Genomic DNA, 15,932 nt, shown 5'->3' with positions numbered 1-15,932 from the left:
AGTCTTATGTTTATATCATTGAGACTTCACACACAGGGGGATAATTTACGATGGAAAGAACATTTTTAATGATTAAACCAGATGCAGTTCAACGTAATTTAGTGGGAGAAATTATTTCACGCATTGAGAGAAAAGGTTTAAAACTAGTAGGTGGTAAATTGATGACTGTTCCTCAATCATTAGCTGAAGAACATTATTCTGAACACACAGATAAACCATTCTACGGCAAATTAATTTCATTTATTACTTCTGCACCTGTTTTTGCAATGGTTGTTGAAGGCGAAGATGCCGTTGATGTATCAAGACACATTATAGGTAAAACAAACCCATCTGAAGCAACACCAGGTTCTATTAGAGGCGATCTCGGCTTAACTGTAGGACGAAATGTAATTCATGGTTCAGATTCAGTTGAATCAGCACAACGTGAAATTGCACTATGGTTTAATGAAGACGAATTAAGTAGCTATGCGTCACCTAGAGATGCTTGGTTATACGAATAGAAATTTAATACACATATTGAACTGATAAGGGTAGTCTAGACAATTAGGTTGAGGCTTACCTTTTAGATAAATCACAAAGACTGACAAAATAGTGAAGCCGTTAATAATACGTTGCCCATCACTTGTCATCCTTTAGAGGGCGAACTAGAATGCATTATGAATACTAGTTCGCTCTCTTTCTATTTTTTTAAGATGAAATATCATCATTTCGTTTTTCACTCTTTAATTATTGAAATATTCTAATAAATTCAAATTTACTATTGCACACTAGTTATGTTATACGGTTGAATGTGATATGATAACACATATCACAATTTAACGTAGTAAAGGGAAAGGAGCGTATTCACATGAGATATTTAACGTCAGGAGAATCACATGGTCCTCAATTAACAGTAATTATTGAAGGTGTACCTGCGAATTTAGAAATTAAAGCAGAAGATATTAATACGGAAATGTTTAAGCGTCAAGGTGGCTACGGTAGAGGACGACGTATGCAAATTGAGAAAGATGCTGTAGAAATTGTATCAGGTGTCAGAAATGGCTATACACTTGGCAGTCCAATCACACTTGTTGTCACAAACGATGATTTCACACATTGGAGAAACATTATGGGTGTTGCGCCTATTACAGATGAAGAAAGAGAGAATATGAAACGTACTATTACAAAACCACGTCCGGGACATGCGGATTTAATTGGTGGTATGAAGTACAATCATAGAGATTTAAGAAACGTTTTAGAACGTTCTTCTGCTCGCGAAACAGCAGCGCGTGTTGCAGTTGGGGCAGTATCTAAAATACTGTTAGAACAATTAGATATTCATATGTATAGTCGTGTAGTTGAAATTGGCGGTATTAAAGACGAGGGGTTATATGATACTGAAACTTTCAAACAAAATATAGATAAGAATGATGTACGTGTTATCGATGAATCTATCGCACAGAAAATGAGAGATAAGATAGATGCCGCTAAAAAAGAAGGCGATTCAATTGGTGGCGTTGTTCAGGTAATGGTCGAGAATATGCCTGTGGCTGTTGGTAGTTACGTACAATATGATCGTAAATTAGATGGTCGTATTGCTCAAGGTGTTGTTAGTATTAATGCATTTAAAGGAGTAAGCTTCGGTGAAGGTTTTAAAGCTGCAGAAAAACCAGGAAGCGAAATACAAGATGAAATCTTATATAATAGCGAATCAGGCTTCTACCGTGGTTCTAATCATCTAGGTGGCTTTGAAGGTGGTATGACAAATGGTATGCCAATTATCGTAAATGGCGTTATGAAACCAATCCCAACTTTATACAAACCGCTTAATTCTGTTGATATCAACACTAAAGAGGACTTCAAAGCTACGATTGAACGATCTGATAGTTGTGCTGTACCTGCAGCAAGTGTAGTTTGTGAACATGTTGTTGCTTTTGAAGTAGCCAAAGCGATTACAGAAGAGTTTCAATCCAACCATATTGATCAATTAAAAGCCCAAATTGAGGAACGAAGACGTCTGAACATTGAATTTTAAATCAATGTACGTATAGAAACGAGGTATTTTGAATGCAATTACAAACAACGTATCCAAATAATAATTATCCAATTATCGTCGAACATAATGCCTTTGAAACATTATCTGACTATATACAAGACTATGATAAAGTCTTTCTCATCGTTGATGAATTTGTTGATTTTAATTTTAAACATAAGTTCACTTCACTACTTAACGCATCAAACACTTATAAGATCGTTGTACCTGCCGGTGAGAAAATGAAAACATTTGAGCACTATCAACAAACATTAGAACAATTACTTGAATATAACTTAACGCGCAACACGTGTTTAGTTGCGATTGGTGGCGGTACTACAGGTGATTTTACTGGATTTCTAGCTTCATCTTTATTAAGAGGTGTTGATTTCATACAAGTACCTACGACGATACTTGCGCATGATTCTAGTGTTGGAGGCAAAGTAGGTATTAATTCTATTCATGGAAAGAATTTAATCGGTGCATTTTATCGACCAAAAGCTGTCATATATGATTTGAACTTTTTAAATACTTTACCTTATGAAGAAATTTTAAGTGGCTATGCTGAAGTTTATAAACATGCTTTATTAACAGGACAAGTCGCTACAGATGATATTGAGAAGCACTTTTCTACTAGAGAAAAACTGAATTCTCTAAAAGATATGGATCAGTTTATCTTCAAAGGCATTAAGACGAAATTGAACGTCATCGTTAAAGATGAAAAAGAGCATAATATGCGAAAATATTTGAATTTAGGGCATACGTTCGGCCATGCTGTTGAATATAAGACTAAAATACCACATGGTCACGCCATAATGATTGGTATTATCTATCAATTTATTATCGCCAACAGACTGTTTGAATCACAATTTGATGTTTCACATTATGCTAATTATTTAAAAACATTATGTTATCCAGTTGAATTGGTTCAACAATTAAACTTTAATGATATGTATCAATATATGTTAACGGATAAAAAGAATAATGGTGAAGGTATTCAAATGGTCTTACTAGAAGAGCTTGGTAAACCACGTGTCTGCCACGTTGAAAAAGACATATTAATTCAAGCATTTGAGGATTTACAATTCGTATTGAAGTAGGTGGATGATAGCATGTCAAATGAACAAATGATCGATATTAAGGGACCATTAGTTGGTGAAATTGAAGTGCCTGGAGATAAATCCATGACGCACAGAGCCATCATGTTGGCTTCTTTAGCAACTGGCCAATCAACGATATTTAAACCGTTATTAGGCGAAGATTGTTTACGTACAATCGAAATATTTAAATTATTGGGTGTTGATATACAAATTGCGGATGACAAAATCGTTGTTAATTCACCAGGCTATAATAAATTTAAAACACCACATCAAACTTTATACACAGGTAATTCGGGAACTACGACACGCTTATTAGCAGGTTTGCTAAGTGGTCTCAACCTTAATTGTGTGTTATCTGGTGATGCGTCAATAGGTAAGCGGCCCATGGATAGAGTGATGAAACCACTCAGATTGATGGGTGCTAATATTTCAGGAATAGATGATAACTATACGCCTTTAATTATTGAACCCGCTTCACTAAAAGGTATTACCTATGAAATGGAAGTAGCGAGTGCACAAGTTAAAAGTGCGTTATTGTTTGCTAGTCTATTTTCAAATGAAGTTTCTGAAATTACTGAGTTAGATATAAGTCGAAATCATACTGAAACAATGTTTGAACATTATGGCATTCCAATTAGCATTTCTGGTAAAGTGATTACTACGCAGGCAAACGCTATCCAACATATCAAAGCTACAGACTTTAGTGTTCCGGGAGATATTTCTTCAGCAGCATTCTTTATTGTAGCAGCACTTATTACGCCTGGAAGCGATATAATAATTCATAATGTTGGCATCAATCCAACTCGTTCAGGTATTATAGATATCGTTGAACAAATGGGAGGCCGTATTGAGTGCTTTAATGTCACGCAAACGTCAGAACCAACTGCATCGATTCGTGTAAAATATACACCAAACTTAAAACCAGTCCATATTGAAGGCGATTTAGTACCGAAAGCGATTGACGAATTACCTATCATTGCACTATTGTGTACACAAGCAGCTGGTACAAGTATCATTAAAGATGCAGAAGAATTAAAAGTGAAAGAAACAAATCGAATTGATACAACTGCAGACATGCTTGGGTTATTAGGCTTCGAATTACAACCAACTGAAGATGGGTTAATTATTCATCCTTCAGAATTCAAAAAATCAGCAACCGTAGATAGTTTAACTGACCATAGAATTGGGATGATGTTAGCTATAGCTTCATTATTAAGTGATGAACCGCTTAATATCCGACAATTTGATGCTGTTAATGTATCATTCCCTGGTTTCCTTCCTAAATTAAAGCTTTTAGAAAATGAGGGATAAAATAAAATGGAAGATATCTATAAATTAATAGACGATATCAATCTTCAAAAATTAGATCATTTAGATACACGCGTAAATGATGCATTGAGCTCTAATAATGATGATGCATTATTTATTCTTGGTGAAACCTTATATAATTTTGGATTAACACCTCAAGGACTAGAGGTGTTTAGAACTTTATATCATAAGTATCCAGATGAGAGTGAATTACTAATATACTTTATTGAAGGCTTAATGTCAGAGAACCAAACTGATGAAGCGTTAGAATATTTAAGTCAAGTTGCAATATCAACCGAAAAACTGATGCTAGAAGCTGATTTATATCAACAAATTAATATGACTGAAGTTGCTATTGATAAATTAATAGAAGCAAGAGAATTAGAACCTAACGACCCAATCATCCATTTTGCATTAGCTGAATTGTTGTATTTTGATGGTCAATACTTACGTGCGACTCGTGAATATGAAGTCGTATTAGATACAGGTGAGTACGAAGTAAATGGCATCAATTTGTTTGCTCGAATGGCAGATTGCGCATTACAAAGTGGTAACTATAGTGATGCGATTAATTTATATGATGAAATTAATGAAGATGAAATGACTTCTGAAGATTTCTTCAAAAAAGCCATCGCATATGAAAAAAATGATATCACTCAAGAAGCCATTAAAATCACGAAAAATCTTCTATCTAAAGATCCTGACTTTATACAAGGATACTTCTATTTACAATCACTTTATGAAAATGAAAAAAATTATCCTGATGCAATTGAAACTGGTAAAGAAGGCTTACGCTTAAATCAATTTTATAAAGAATTGATGGTTTCAACAGGAAGTTTAGAAATTGAGCATGGCGATGCTAATGAAGGTGTTGAATTACTCAAACAAGCGCTTGAAGTGGACAACGCTTATCATGAGCCATTATTAATTTTGAGTGATTTATTCCGAAACGAAGAAGACTATGAAGCAATTATTGCATTGTTATCATATGTTGATGAAGATGATTTAGATCCTGTTTTCATGTGGCATTTAGCGCATGCATTTGGTCAAGAAGAACGTGATAAGGAAGCACAACATTTCTTTGAACTTGCTTATCCTACAATGAAAACGCAAAGCGCATTCTTAAGTGACTATTACTATTATTTAATTGAAATCGGTAATAAAGAAAAGGCAATGACACTCTTACAACAATTACTAGAAATGGATCCTAGTAATGAGACTTGGCAAGAAGAAGCCAATCGTCTTGATTATTAATGAAGGTGATTTACTTGAATCAAACCCTTAATCAGATGAAACAAAGTTATATTGAATATGCTTTGTTTCATTATCATTTTAAATCGCGTATTAGTGTATGGATTTTAAACTATATTAAATCTCATTACGATCTACTTGAACACGTTCATTTTGTTAATCAAAAAATATCCAATCATAAAACGCTAGAAATGAGTTTAAGTAATGCAGATGCTCCAGCAATTAAGTTGGTTAATAATCATCACATACTCATAAACACAAATGAGATTTTCAATTATATTATATCTCATCATTGTGAATTTGATATTCTGATTCATTTTTCAGACGAACACGCTACCGATTTTAAATTAAATGACTTGATGATTCATCAATTAATGTATTCAACTCAATATATGGCTTATCTAAATACGATTTACAATTTATCTCTTGATTCGACAAGTGTCTACTCACTCATTGAGCACTTGCGCCATAATATTGATTTAAGCCTTCAATTTAATGATCGAGAACAATTCTATCAATTAACTCAAATTTTAGATGTGCTTGAAAATCGATAAAAGTCATTAAAGGAAATAAAACGTATGCTAACATTTAAACAAATGTGGGAGTTAACATTATATCGTCAATCCTGCTTAATCTTTTTACTTGTTTGTAACTTACTTGGCACATTGTATGGGTTCATTTGGTATGGTGATCAATTAGTTCAAACACCTTGGTATTTCTTACCTTTTATACCTGATAGTCCAATTGCTTCGCTTTTTTTATGTATTGTTATTTTTTGTTTAATTATCAATAAACACATCCCGTTTATTGAAGCCCTTGCTTTCGTTACTTTATTAAAATATGGGCTATGGGCTGTAATAATGAATCTTCTAATGATTCATTTAAATCATAATATAACAATCATGAATATATTTTTAATTTTGAGTCATGGTATTATGGCGATACAAGCAATTTACTTTTATCCTCGCTTAAAGATTAGAATAAGTGGTTTGCTAATTGCGATGGTGTGGGTGTTTCATAATGATTTCATTGATTATGTTTTAAATAAGTATCCGTACTATGACTTTATTGAGCAACATAAAGTTATGGTTGGCTATATCGCGTTTTGGTTAAGTTCATTGGCATTATGCTTATATTATTATTTACAAAAGATAATACCAATTAAATTATTTGATTAAATCAAGGATTCTCAGTAGAATATGGATAAAGGAGAGTGGAATTATTGTCTATAATGTCTTATATAATATATATCGTCATTATTATGCTCATTCCAATGTGGGCACAACACAAAGTAAAATCGAATTATGAAAAATATGCACAAGTGAGATCAACAAGTGGTAAAACTGGCCGTGAGGTAGCTGAAGAAATCCTTCATGCGAATGGCATCTATGATGTTGACGTTGTTAAAGGTGAAGGTTTCCTAACTGACCATTATGATCCTAAAAAGAAAGTTGTTTGTTTATCTCCTGCAAACTTCGATAGACCTTCAGTAGCTGGTACAGCTATTGCTGCACACGAAGTTGGACACGCGATTCAACATCAACAAGGTTATGTATTTTTAAGATTCAGAAGTGCGTTAGTACCATTTGCCAATTTAGGTAGTTCTTTAAGTTACATGATTATCATGTTAGGAATTATCCTTACAGCTATGGGAAGTGCATTTGGATCAACAGCATTATGGATTGGCGCTGGATTAATGTCACTCGCTGTCCTGTTCTCGATTGTAACGTTACCTGTTGAGTTCGACGCAAGTTCAAGAGCAATGAAACAAATAACTGCTTTGAATATTGTCAATGAAAAAGAATATAAACATGCTAAAAAAGTTCTTTCAGCAGCTGCAATGACGTATGTTGCCGCAACTGCAACAGCTGTAGCAGAATTAGTAAGAATTATTCTTATCGCTAAAGCGAGTGATAATTAATTTAGCTTATAAATATTTAGCATTAAACAACATCATTTTTATGCTACTAGCATTAATCGCTCACTAAAGTTGAGTAAGTAATTATAATATGCTTTTCAATCTTAGATAGCGACGTGGGAGTAGGACATTGAATTCGTATAGAATTCTGTTCTACTCCCAATTTTTTATTTTATATTTCTTGAAAATTTAATTAAAATATAATCCGTTCTTTTCATATTCATAAAATGCATGATTGTTTAATATGATATATACTTATTAAGTATCAATAATAAAGGAGAAAGTGAACACAATGAAATCTATGAAAGAGATGCAAAATGAAGTGGATGCATACATTGGACAATTCAAAGCTGGGTATTTTTCTCCACTTGCAAATTTAGCACGTTTGACAGAAGAAGTCGGAGAACTTGCTAGAGAAATCAACCATTATCACGGTGAAAAGAAAAAGAAAGAAACTGAAGATGAAAATACAATTAAAGCCGAATTAGGAGACAATTTATTTGTTTTACTTTGCTTAGCAAACTCACTCGATATCGACATGACTGAAAGCTTTAATGAAGCAATGGAAAAATTCAACACTAGAGATAAAAATCGTTTTGAACGAAAATAATCATTTTTAAAAAGGAGGATAGTGTAACATGAAAATAGGTATTACATGTTATCCATCAATGGGCGGTTCTGGTATCATCGCTACTGAGTTAGGCATTAAAATGGCTGAGAGAGGTCATGAAGTACATTTTATAACGTCGAATATTCCTTTTAGAATCCGCAAACCTTTACCTAATATTACGTTTCATCAAGTTGAAGTAAATCAGTATGCCGTCTTTCAATATCCTCCATATGATATCACTTTGAGTACTAAAATTTCTGAAGTGATAAAAGAATATGATTTAGATGTATTGCACATGCACTATGCCGTGCCTCATGCTGTTTGTGGCATTTTAGCACGTCAAATGTCTGGTAAAGATATTAAAATAATGACGACGTTACACGGCACTGATATTACCGTATTAGGTTACGATCACTCACTTAAAGGTGCTATCAAATTCGGAATTGAGCAAAGTGATATTGTTACAAGCGTGAGTCATTCATTAGCACGTCAAACAAAGTCCATCATTGAAACTGAGAAAGAAATTATCCCTATTTATAATTTTGTTCGTGAAAATGAATTTCCAACACGTCATGATGAAAAACTTAAAGAAGTCTATGGCATCAAACCAAATGAAAAGGTACTGATTCACGTATCTAATTTCAGAAAAGTAAAACGTATTGATACTATTTTAGAAACGTTTGCGAAAGTTCATCATCATATACCAAGTAAACTCATTTTATTAGGTGACGGTCCAGAATTATTAGATATGCGAAAGTTAGCACGTCAGTTAGATATCGAAAATGATGTGTTATTTTTAGGCAAACAAGATCAAGTAAGTGAATTCTATCAAATGTCTGATTTAGTGCTTCTATTAAGTGAAAAAGAGAGCTTTGGATTGACATTACTAGAAGCAATGAAAACAGGTGTTGTGCCTATCGGTTCTAATGCAGGTGGTATAAAAGAGGTTATCAAGCATAATGAGACAGGTTATATCGTAGATATTGGTGATAGTACTAGCGCAAGTGATTATGCCATACAACTTCTTACTAACCCTGATTTATACCAACACATGCAAATTGCTATGTTAAATGACATAGAAAAACGATTTGGTTCAGAATTAATTACAGATCAATACGAACACTACTATAGAAAAATGTTAAATCAAAAAGAGGATTAGTATGGGAACAAAACTATTTACTCAAGCAAAACCTATTTTAGAAAAAATAGAACACCATGGCTTTGAAGCATACTTCGTCGGAGGGTCTGTGCGTGATTATTTAATGGATAGACCCATCCATGATATCGATATTACAACCAGCGCAACACCAGATGAAATAGAATCGATATTTGATAAAACAATCCCAATTGGAAAAGAGCACGGAACGATTAATGTCGTGTACGAAGGAACGAATTACGAAGTGACAACTTTCAGAGCTGAATCAGATTATGTTGATCATCGCAGACCTAATGAAGTGTATTTTGTACGTGATTTAAAAGAAGATTTACAACGTCGTGACTTTACAATTAATGCTATTGCTATGGATAAAGATTTTAAAATTTATGACTATTTTGATGGTCAAACGGCATTACAGCAACAGATTATAACTACTGTTGGTATACCACACGAGCGTTTCGATGAAGATGCTTTACGCATTTTGAGAGGCGTACGCTTTCAATCGCAATTAAATTTCACGATCTCACATCATACGTTTGAGGCAATGCAACATCATATTGCAGATATCGAATTTTTATCTATAGAACGTATCGTTGTAGAACTTAAAAAATTAATACAAGGTCAAAATGTTAGTGAAAGCTACACAACTTTATTGACATTGAACTTCTTTAATTATGTTCCATTTTTTAAAGATCTGGATATGAAAGCAACAAGGATTAATGCACCGATAAGCTTTGAATTATGGCTAGCAATCTTAAAGACCATTGAGCAATCAGACACGCCGCTTTCAAGCTTGAAAATAAGCAATAAAGAGAAAGCTAAAATAAATCAATATCATAAACTATTATTAGAGATGCCAAAAATCTCAACTAAAAATCAATTACAGTTATTTGTTTATGATTATGGCGCAAGTAATATTTTGGACATCATTGACATCATTCCTTTACTTAAAGAAAATAATATTAAAGTAGCGTCACCTCTAATCTTTAATTATCAATCGATTAAAGAAATTAATCATCAATTACCAATTGAAAGTCGTAAAGCGCTTAATATCAATGGTGGCGATATACTCAAAGTTGTGCCTAAAAAAAGTGGTCCTTGGTTAAAAGAGGTGTTACGACAAATCGAAAGTGAAGTTGTTACACATAAAGTTTCAAATTCTAAAGATGAATTATTGAAGTGGGTGAAAGAGAATGTCAAAATATAGTCAAGACGTTATTCGTATACTATATAAGCATCAATCTGAATATATTTCAGGACAATATATTGCTGATCAATTAAATATTTCAAGAGCAGCTGTAAAAAAAGTCATCGATCAACTAAAAAAAGATGGGTGTAAAATAGACTCCATCAATCATAAAGGCCATCAATTAAATGAACTACCAGAATGTTGGTATCAAGGTATCGTAACTTATATTTTAAAAGATTCGCAATTAGCCTCAGAAATAAAGGTATTCGAGAGTGTTGCGTCAACTCAAACGATTGCTAAGCAAGAATTAGTTGGCAATAGTGCATCAATGATTATTTTAAGTGATGAACAAACACAAGGACGTGGACGATTTAATCGTAATTGGGCATCTTCAAAAGGTAAAGGTTTATGGATGTCATTAGTATTACGTCCTAATGTACCTTTTTCAATGATTCCAAAATTTAATTTATTTGTTGCTTTAGGAATTAGAGACGCTATACAGTCATTTTCAAATGACAAAGTAGAAATTAAATGGCCGAATGATATTTATATCGCTGACAAAAAAGTATGCGGTTTTTTGACTGAAATGATTGCAAATTATGATTCAATTGACGCCATCATTTGTGGTATTGGCATCAATTTAAACCATGAAGATAGTGATTTCTCAGATGAGATTAAACATAGCGCGACAAGTGTCGGTTTACATAGTGATACTAAAATCAATCGATATACATTTTTAGAAGCGCTCATTTCATCAATTGAAAAACGTTATACTCAATTTTTAACTCAGCCATTTGCAGAAATTAGAAATGAGTATATTCAAGCTTCTAATATTTGGCAACGCCAATTACGTTTTACTGAGAATAATACACAATTTATTGGTGAAGCGATTGATATTGACCGTGATGGTTTCTTAATTGTAAAAGATGAGGATAATGAAGTTAGACGCCTTATTAGTGCGGATATAGATATATAAAGCGTATGACAAGAAGATAAGGAGAGTTAGTTATGGGACACACAAGTTATGCAGTTGTCGACTTAGAAACAACTGGCAATCAACTTGATTATGATGAAATTATACAAATTGGTATAACCTTTGTAAGTAATAATAAAATATCTGGGACTTATCATTCTATGATTCGTACTGATTTGGAAATTCCACCATTCATTCAAGCATTGACCTCAATTGAAGATACAATGTTAGAACAAGCCCCTTATTTTCATGAAATCGCAAAAGATATTTATCAACAACTAAAAGATTGTGTATTTGTGGCGCATAACGTAGATTTTGACTTGAATTTTATTAAGAAGGCTTTTAAAAACTGTAATATACATTTCGAACCTAAAAAAGTCATCGATACATTAGAGTTATTTAAAATTGCTTATCCAACAGATAAAAGTTATCAACTTAGTGAATTAGCGGAGTCTCATGATATCCCTTTAGATAATGCACATAGAGCTGATGAGGATGCTACAACAACTGCATTATTAATGATTAAAGCCTTTCAAAAATTTGAACAACTTCCAATAGATACGTTAAAACAACTCTATTATTTAAGTAAAAATTTAAAATACGATTTATATAATATCTTGTTTGAAATGGTTCGTCAGCATCCATCATTACCTTTAGATAATACGCTTGGACAATTTGAACAAATTATTTATAAAAAACAAGTGGATCTAAAAGCACCTAAAACTCAATTTAATGGATCACTTAAAGATCTGTATCGTGATGCAGTTAAAGCTCTCAATCTTACATATCGTCCTCAACAATTATATTTATCTGAAATTATATTAGAACAATTGATGCACAACGATAAAGCAATGATAGAAGCACCTTTAGGTAGTGGGAAGTCATTAGCATATCTATTAGCAGCGCTAATGTATAATATTGAAACAGGACGTCATGTCATGATTTCAACAAATACTAAATTATTGCAGAATCAGCTTTTATTAAAAGACATACCTAGTTTAAATCAAGCGCTAAACTTTAAAATTAATGCAACACTTATTAAAAGTAAAACAGAATATATTTCACTTGGTCTAATTAGTCAAATATTAAAAGATGAAACTACTAACTATGAAGTTAATATTTTAAAAATGCAATTATTGACATGGATTATCGAAACTGAAACAGGGGATATTCAAGATTTAAATCTAAAAGGTGGTCAAAAAATGTATTTTGACCAAAAAGTTGAAACCTATGTGCCCGTTAGACATGATATTCATTATTACAATTACATCAAACGAAATGCACAACACATCCAAATCGGTATCACTAATCATGCGCATCTTATACATTCAGATCAAGAGAACTCAATATACCAACTGTTCGATGATTGTATCATTGATGAGGCCCATCGTTTGCCTGATTATGCATTAAATCAAGTTACAAATGAACTTGATTACTCAGATTTAAAATATCAACTTGGCTTAATAGGGAAGAATGAAAATGAAAAATTGTTGAAAGCAATCGATCATCTTGAACAACAACGTATATTAGAACGTTTAGATATTGCACCAATTGATGTATTTGGACTGAAGATGAACATCTCAGAAATACATGATTTAAATGAGCGTTTATTCAATCATATATTTGAAATTATTCAAAATTCGGACGTTCACGATGATGACATTCATCGACACCATTATGTATTTGAATTTGATTCAACACAGATACTTAAAGATTTACATTTAATTGTTGATAAAATAAATAAAACATTAGAAATATTTAATGGCATGACGCATAAAACGATTAAGACTTTACGTAAACAATTGCTATATATTAACGATACTTATCGAAACATAGAACAAAGCCTTAAAGATCATCATACAGCTTATTTATCTATTAGAAATTTGACTCAGAAATCAACAATTAAATTAATTGTTAAAGATTACGCTGTCCGAGATATACTTACAACACGCGTCTTAGATAAATTTAACTCTTTAACCTTTATTTCAGGGACGTTAACTTTTAATCATAAGTTCGATGCCTTCAAAAATTGGTTCAAAGAGGATGTGCAATTTAACACTTATCAAGTTCCTTCGACATTATCAAATCGTATGAATACAAATGTGTATATTCCTAGCGATGTAAGTGCTTATAACTTCAAAAATATCGATGATTATGTAGCATCTATTGTCGAATATATACAGGAATATGTCACAATCACGCAGTCGAAATGTTTAGTATTATTTACAAGTTATCGCATGATGCATATGGTTCAAGAGTTATTAAATGAACTACCAGCATTTGAGGACTATGTTGTGCTCACACAACAGCAAAATCAAAATTATAAAATCGTTCAACAATTTAATAGTTTCGATAAAACGATATTGCTTGGTACGTCTACCTTTTTTGAAGGCTTTGATTATCAATCAAATGGAATTAAATGTGTCATGATTGCCAAACTACCATTTATGAATAAATATAATACAAAACATTGGCTCATGGATTCAGAGTTTGAGTCTACCTTTAAAGACTATGTATTACCTGATGCAGTTACACGTTTTAGACAGGGACTCGGTCGATTAATTCGAAATGAGGATGATCAAGGACTTATTGTTTCATTTGATGACCGTTTAATTAGCAGTAACTATAAGAACTTTTTTGCTCAAACGCTAGAAAATTATAAACAGAAAAAAGGGGATATCAAACAGTTTGGTAAACTCATTAAAAAAATCCAGCAAAATATTGATAAGAAACAATAATTTATACGATTCAACGATGAAACAACATCGTCACATGCTAGAACTTCACAATTTATTTTGTTAAAATAAATAAGTATTGACTATATAGAATGACAATTAGGAGATTGGTTATGAAAACAACGATTAAACAAGCTAAACAACACCTTAACCAAGAAGTGACTATTGGTGCTTGGTTAACGAATAAACGTTCAAGTGGCAAGATTGCCTTTTTACAATTACGTGATGGTAGTGGCTTTATGCAAGGCGTGGTAGTTAAATCAGAAGTGGATGAAGAAACTTTCCAACTTGCAAAAGAAATCACACAAGAATCATCACTTTATGTGACTGGAGTTATTACTGAAGATAACCGCTCAGATTTAGGATATGAAATGCAAGTGAAATCAATCGAAGTTATACACGAAGCACATGATTATCCAATTACACCTAAAAATCACGGTACTGAATTTTTAATGGATCACCGTCATTTATGGTTACGTTCTAAAAAACAACATGCTGTTATGAAAATTAGAAATGAAATTATTAGAGCAACATATGAATTCTTCAATGAGAATGGATTTACTAAGATTGATCCACCAATTTTAACTGCAAGTGCGCCAGAGGGAACAAGTGAACTATTCCATACGAAATACTTTGATGAAGATGCTTTCCTCTCTCAAAGTGGCCAATTATATATGGAAGCAGCTGCAATGGCTCATGGTCGCGTATTCTCATTTGGTCCAACTTTTAGAGCAGAGAAATCTAAAACAAGACGCCATTTAATTGAATTTTGGATGATTGAACCAGAAATGGCATTTACTAATCATGCTGAAAGTTTAGAAGTACAAGAACAATACGTTACACATGTCGTTCAATCTGTACTTAAAAATTGTCAATTAGACCTTAAAGCATTGGATAGAGATACAAGTAAACTTGAAAAAGTATCAACACCTTTCCCAAGAATTTCATATGATGACGCAATTAAATTCTTAAAAGAAGAAGGTTTCGATGATATTGAGTGGGGCGAAGATTTTGGTGCACCACATGAAACTGCAATTGCAAATCATTATGATTTACCTGTATTTATTACAAATTATCCAACTAAAATTAAGCCATTCTATATGCAACCAAATCCAGATAATGAAGACACTGTACTCTGTGCTGATTTAATTGCACCAGAGGGTTATGGTGAAATCATCGGCGGTTCTGAACGTATTAATGACTTAGAATTATTAGAACAACGTATTGATGAACATCAATTGGACACAGAAAGTTACAATTATTATTTAGATTTACGTCGTTATGGTAGTGTGCCACATAGTGGATTTGGATTGGGCTTAGAAAGAACAGTTGCTTGGATTTCAGGTGTAGAACACGTAAGAGAAACTGCACCATTCCCACGATTATTAAATCGTTTATATCCATAGGTTTTATGATTACTTTTCATACACAGTTATTTACTCGAGCCTGGGACATAATAATATGATGGTGCTATTTTGCAAATTCGCAGTAGCTGACTGAACTGAAAATGCGCTTAAATCAAGCTTTTTTCAGTTCTAGTCATCCTTGCGGGGGTGGGACGACGAATTCAAAAGAATTCAGTCCCGGGCCCTCCTCAGCCCCAGCTGGCTTTGTTTGTAGATTTTCATATTGAAACTCTCTTTGATGGGGCCCCGCGCGCAAACATATTCGTCATTCATCT

The 15,932-nt window shown here is 32.9% G+C and carries 14 protein-coding genes; all 14 read left to right on the top strand.

Going from position 1 to position 15,932, the window contains the following annotated elements; all coding sequences use genetic code 11:
• Positions 1-50: 50 nt before the first annotated feature.
• The gene (gene ndk / locus JVV30_RS04910) at positions 51-500 is read left to right on the top strand and encodes a nucleoside-diphosphate kinase (protein WP_053029437.1); all 450 of its coding nucleotides are present in this window, start codon (positions 51-53) and stop codon (positions 498-500) included.
• Positions 501-847: 347 nt separating this feature from the next.
• On the top strand, positions 848-2,014 hold the full coding sequence (aroC, locus tag JVV30_RS04905) for a chorismate synthase (protein ID WP_070854883.1): 1,167 nt from the start codon (positions 848-850) through the stop codon (positions 2,012-2,014).
• A gap of 32 nt (positions 2,015-2,046) precedes the next feature.
• Positions 2,047-3,111 carry a 3-dehydroquinate synthase gene (aroB, locus tag JVV30_RS04900; RefSeq protein WP_204193598.1) on the top strand — a complete coding sequence of 355 codons (1,065 nt, stop codon included), beginning with the start codon at positions 2,047-2,049 and terminating at the stop codon, positions 3,109-3,111.
• Between the two features lie 12 nt (positions 3,112-3,123).
• The gene (aroA, locus tag JVV30_RS04895; RefSeq protein ID WP_070854882.1) at positions 3,124-4,422 is read left to right on the top strand and encodes a 3-phosphoshikimate 1-carboxyvinyltransferase; all 1,299 of its coding nucleotides are present in this window, start codon (positions 3,124-3,126) and stop codon (positions 4,420-4,422) included.
• A 6-nt stretch (positions 4,423-4,428) separates the two neighbouring features.
• On the top strand, positions 4,429-5,673 hold the full coding sequence (locus tag JVV30_RS04890; RefSeq protein ID WP_204193596.1) for a tetratricopeptide repeat protein: 1,245 nt from the start codon (positions 4,429-4,431) through the stop codon (positions 5,671-5,673).
• A 35-nt stretch (positions 5,674-5,708) separates the two neighbouring features.
• Positions 5,709-6,224 carry a YpiB family protein gene (locus tag JVV30_RS04885; RefSeq protein WP_239469317.1) on the top strand — a complete coding sequence of 172 codons (516 nt, stop codon included), beginning with the start codon at positions 5,709-5,711 and terminating at the stop codon, positions 6,222-6,224.
• A gap of 24 nt (positions 6,225-6,248) precedes the next feature.
• Positions 6,249-6,848, top strand: a complete 600-nt coding sequence (locus JVV30_RS04880; protein WP_070854879.1) for a DUF1405 domain-containing protein — start codon at positions 6,249-6,251, stop codon at positions 6,846-6,848.
• Between the two features lie 44 nt (positions 6,849-6,892).
• A complete protein-coding gene (locus JVV30_RS04875; protein ID WP_053029430.1) occupies positions 6,893-7,591 on the top strand; it encodes a zinc metallopeptidase in 699 nt (232 codons plus the stop codon).
• 289 nt (positions 7,592-7,880) lie between these two features.
• Entirely contained in the window at positions 7,881-8,198 is a 318-nt protein-coding gene (locus JVV30_RS04870; RefSeq protein ID WP_204193592.1) for a nucleotide pyrophosphohydrolase, read from the top strand.
• Positions 8,199-8,226: 28 nt separating this feature from the next.
• Positions 8,227-9,357: an N-acetyl-alpha-D-glucosaminyl L-malate synthase BshA gene (gene bshA, locus JVV30_RS04865; protein WP_070854878.1), complete on the top strand. Its 1,131-nt coding sequence runs from the start codon at positions 8,227-8,229 to the stop codon at positions 9,355-9,357.
• A 1-nt stretch (position 9,358) separates the two neighbouring features.
• Positions 9,359-10,561: a CCA tRNA nucleotidyltransferase gene (locus JVV30_RS04860; RefSeq protein ID WP_070854877.1), complete on the top strand. Its 1,203-nt coding sequence runs from the start codon at positions 9,359-9,361 to the stop codon at positions 10,559-10,561.
• A complete protein-coding gene (locus tag JVV30_RS04855; protein WP_070854876.1) occupies positions 10,548-11,519 on the top strand; it encodes a biotin--[acetyl-CoA-carboxylase] ligase in 972 nt (323 codons plus the stop codon). Before JVV30_RS04860 ends, JVV30_RS04855 begins: the two co-directional genes overlap by 14 nt.
• Positions 11,520-11,551: 32 nt before the next feature.
• Entirely contained in the window at positions 11,552-14,254 is a 2,703-nt protein-coding gene (locus JVV30_RS04850; RefSeq protein ID WP_204193590.1) for a helicase C-terminal domain-containing protein, read from the top strand.
• Positions 14,255-14,364: 110 nt separating this feature from the next.
• Entirely contained in the window at positions 14,365-15,657 is a 1,293-nt protein-coding gene (gene asnS, locus JVV30_RS04845; protein ID WP_204193588.1) for an asparagine--tRNA ligase, read from the top strand.
• Positions 15,658-15,932: the final 275 nt, after the last annotated feature.

The sequence above is a fragment of the Staphylococcus sp. GDY8P47P genome, from assembly GCF_016892225.1.
In the GTDB taxonomy this organism is placed as follows: domain Bacteria; phylum Bacillota; class Bacilli; order Staphylococcales; family Staphylococcaceae; genus Staphylococcus; species Staphylococcus borealis.
The sequence above is the reverse complement of the archived record's forward strand: the minus strand, read 5'-3'. Positions and strand labels throughout refer to the sequence as shown.

Excerpts from the sequence above, each read along its gene's own strand:
- bshA (WP_070854878.1), top strand. The coding sequence starts at position 8,227 with ATGAAAATAGGTATTACATGTTATCCATCAATGGGCGGTTCTGGTATC.
- aroB (WP_204193598.1), top strand. The coding sequence starts at position 2,047 with ATGCAATTACAAACAACGTATCCAAATAATAATTATCCAATTATCGTC.
- asnS (WP_204193588.1), top strand. The coding sequence starts at position 14,365 with ATGAAAACAACGATTAAACAAGCTAAACAACACCTTAACCAAGAAGTG.
- JVV30_RS04855 (WP_070854876.1), top strand. The coding sequence starts at position 10,548 with ATGTCAAAATATAGTCAAGACGTTATTCGTATACTATATAAGCATCAA.
- aroA (WP_070854882.1), top strand. The coding sequence starts at position 3,124 with ATGTCAAATGAACAAATGATCGATATTAAGGGACCATTAGTTGGTGAA.
- aroC (WP_070854883.1), top strand. The coding sequence starts at position 848 with ATGAGATATTTAACGTCAGGAGAATCACATGGTCCTCAATTAACAGTA.
- JVV30_RS04850 (WP_204193590.1), top strand. The coding sequence starts at position 11,552 with ATGGGACACACAAGTTATGCAGTTGTCGACTTAGAAACAACTGGCAAT.
- JVV30_RS04870 (WP_204193592.1), top strand. The coding sequence starts at position 7,881 with ATGAAATCTATGAAAGAGATGCAAAATGAAGTGGATGCATACATTGGA.
- JVV30_RS04885 (WP_239469317.1), top strand. The coding sequence starts at position 5,709 with ATGAAACAAAGTTATATTGAATATGCTTTGTTTCATTATCATTTTAAA.
- JVV30_RS04880 (WP_070854879.1), top strand. The coding sequence starts at position 6,249 with ATGCTAACATTTAAACAAATGTGGGAGTTAACATTATATCGTCAATCC.
- JVV30_RS04860 (WP_070854877.1), top strand. The coding sequence starts at position 9,359 with ATGGGAACAAAACTATTTACTCAAGCAAAACCTATTTTAGAAAAAATA.
- JVV30_RS04890 (WP_204193596.1), top strand. The coding sequence starts at position 4,429 with ATGGAAGATATCTATAAATTAATAGACGATATCAATCTTCAAAAATTA.
- ndk (WP_053029437.1), top strand. The coding sequence starts at position 51 with ATGGAAAGAACATTTTTAATGATTAAACCAGATGCAGTTCAACGTAAT.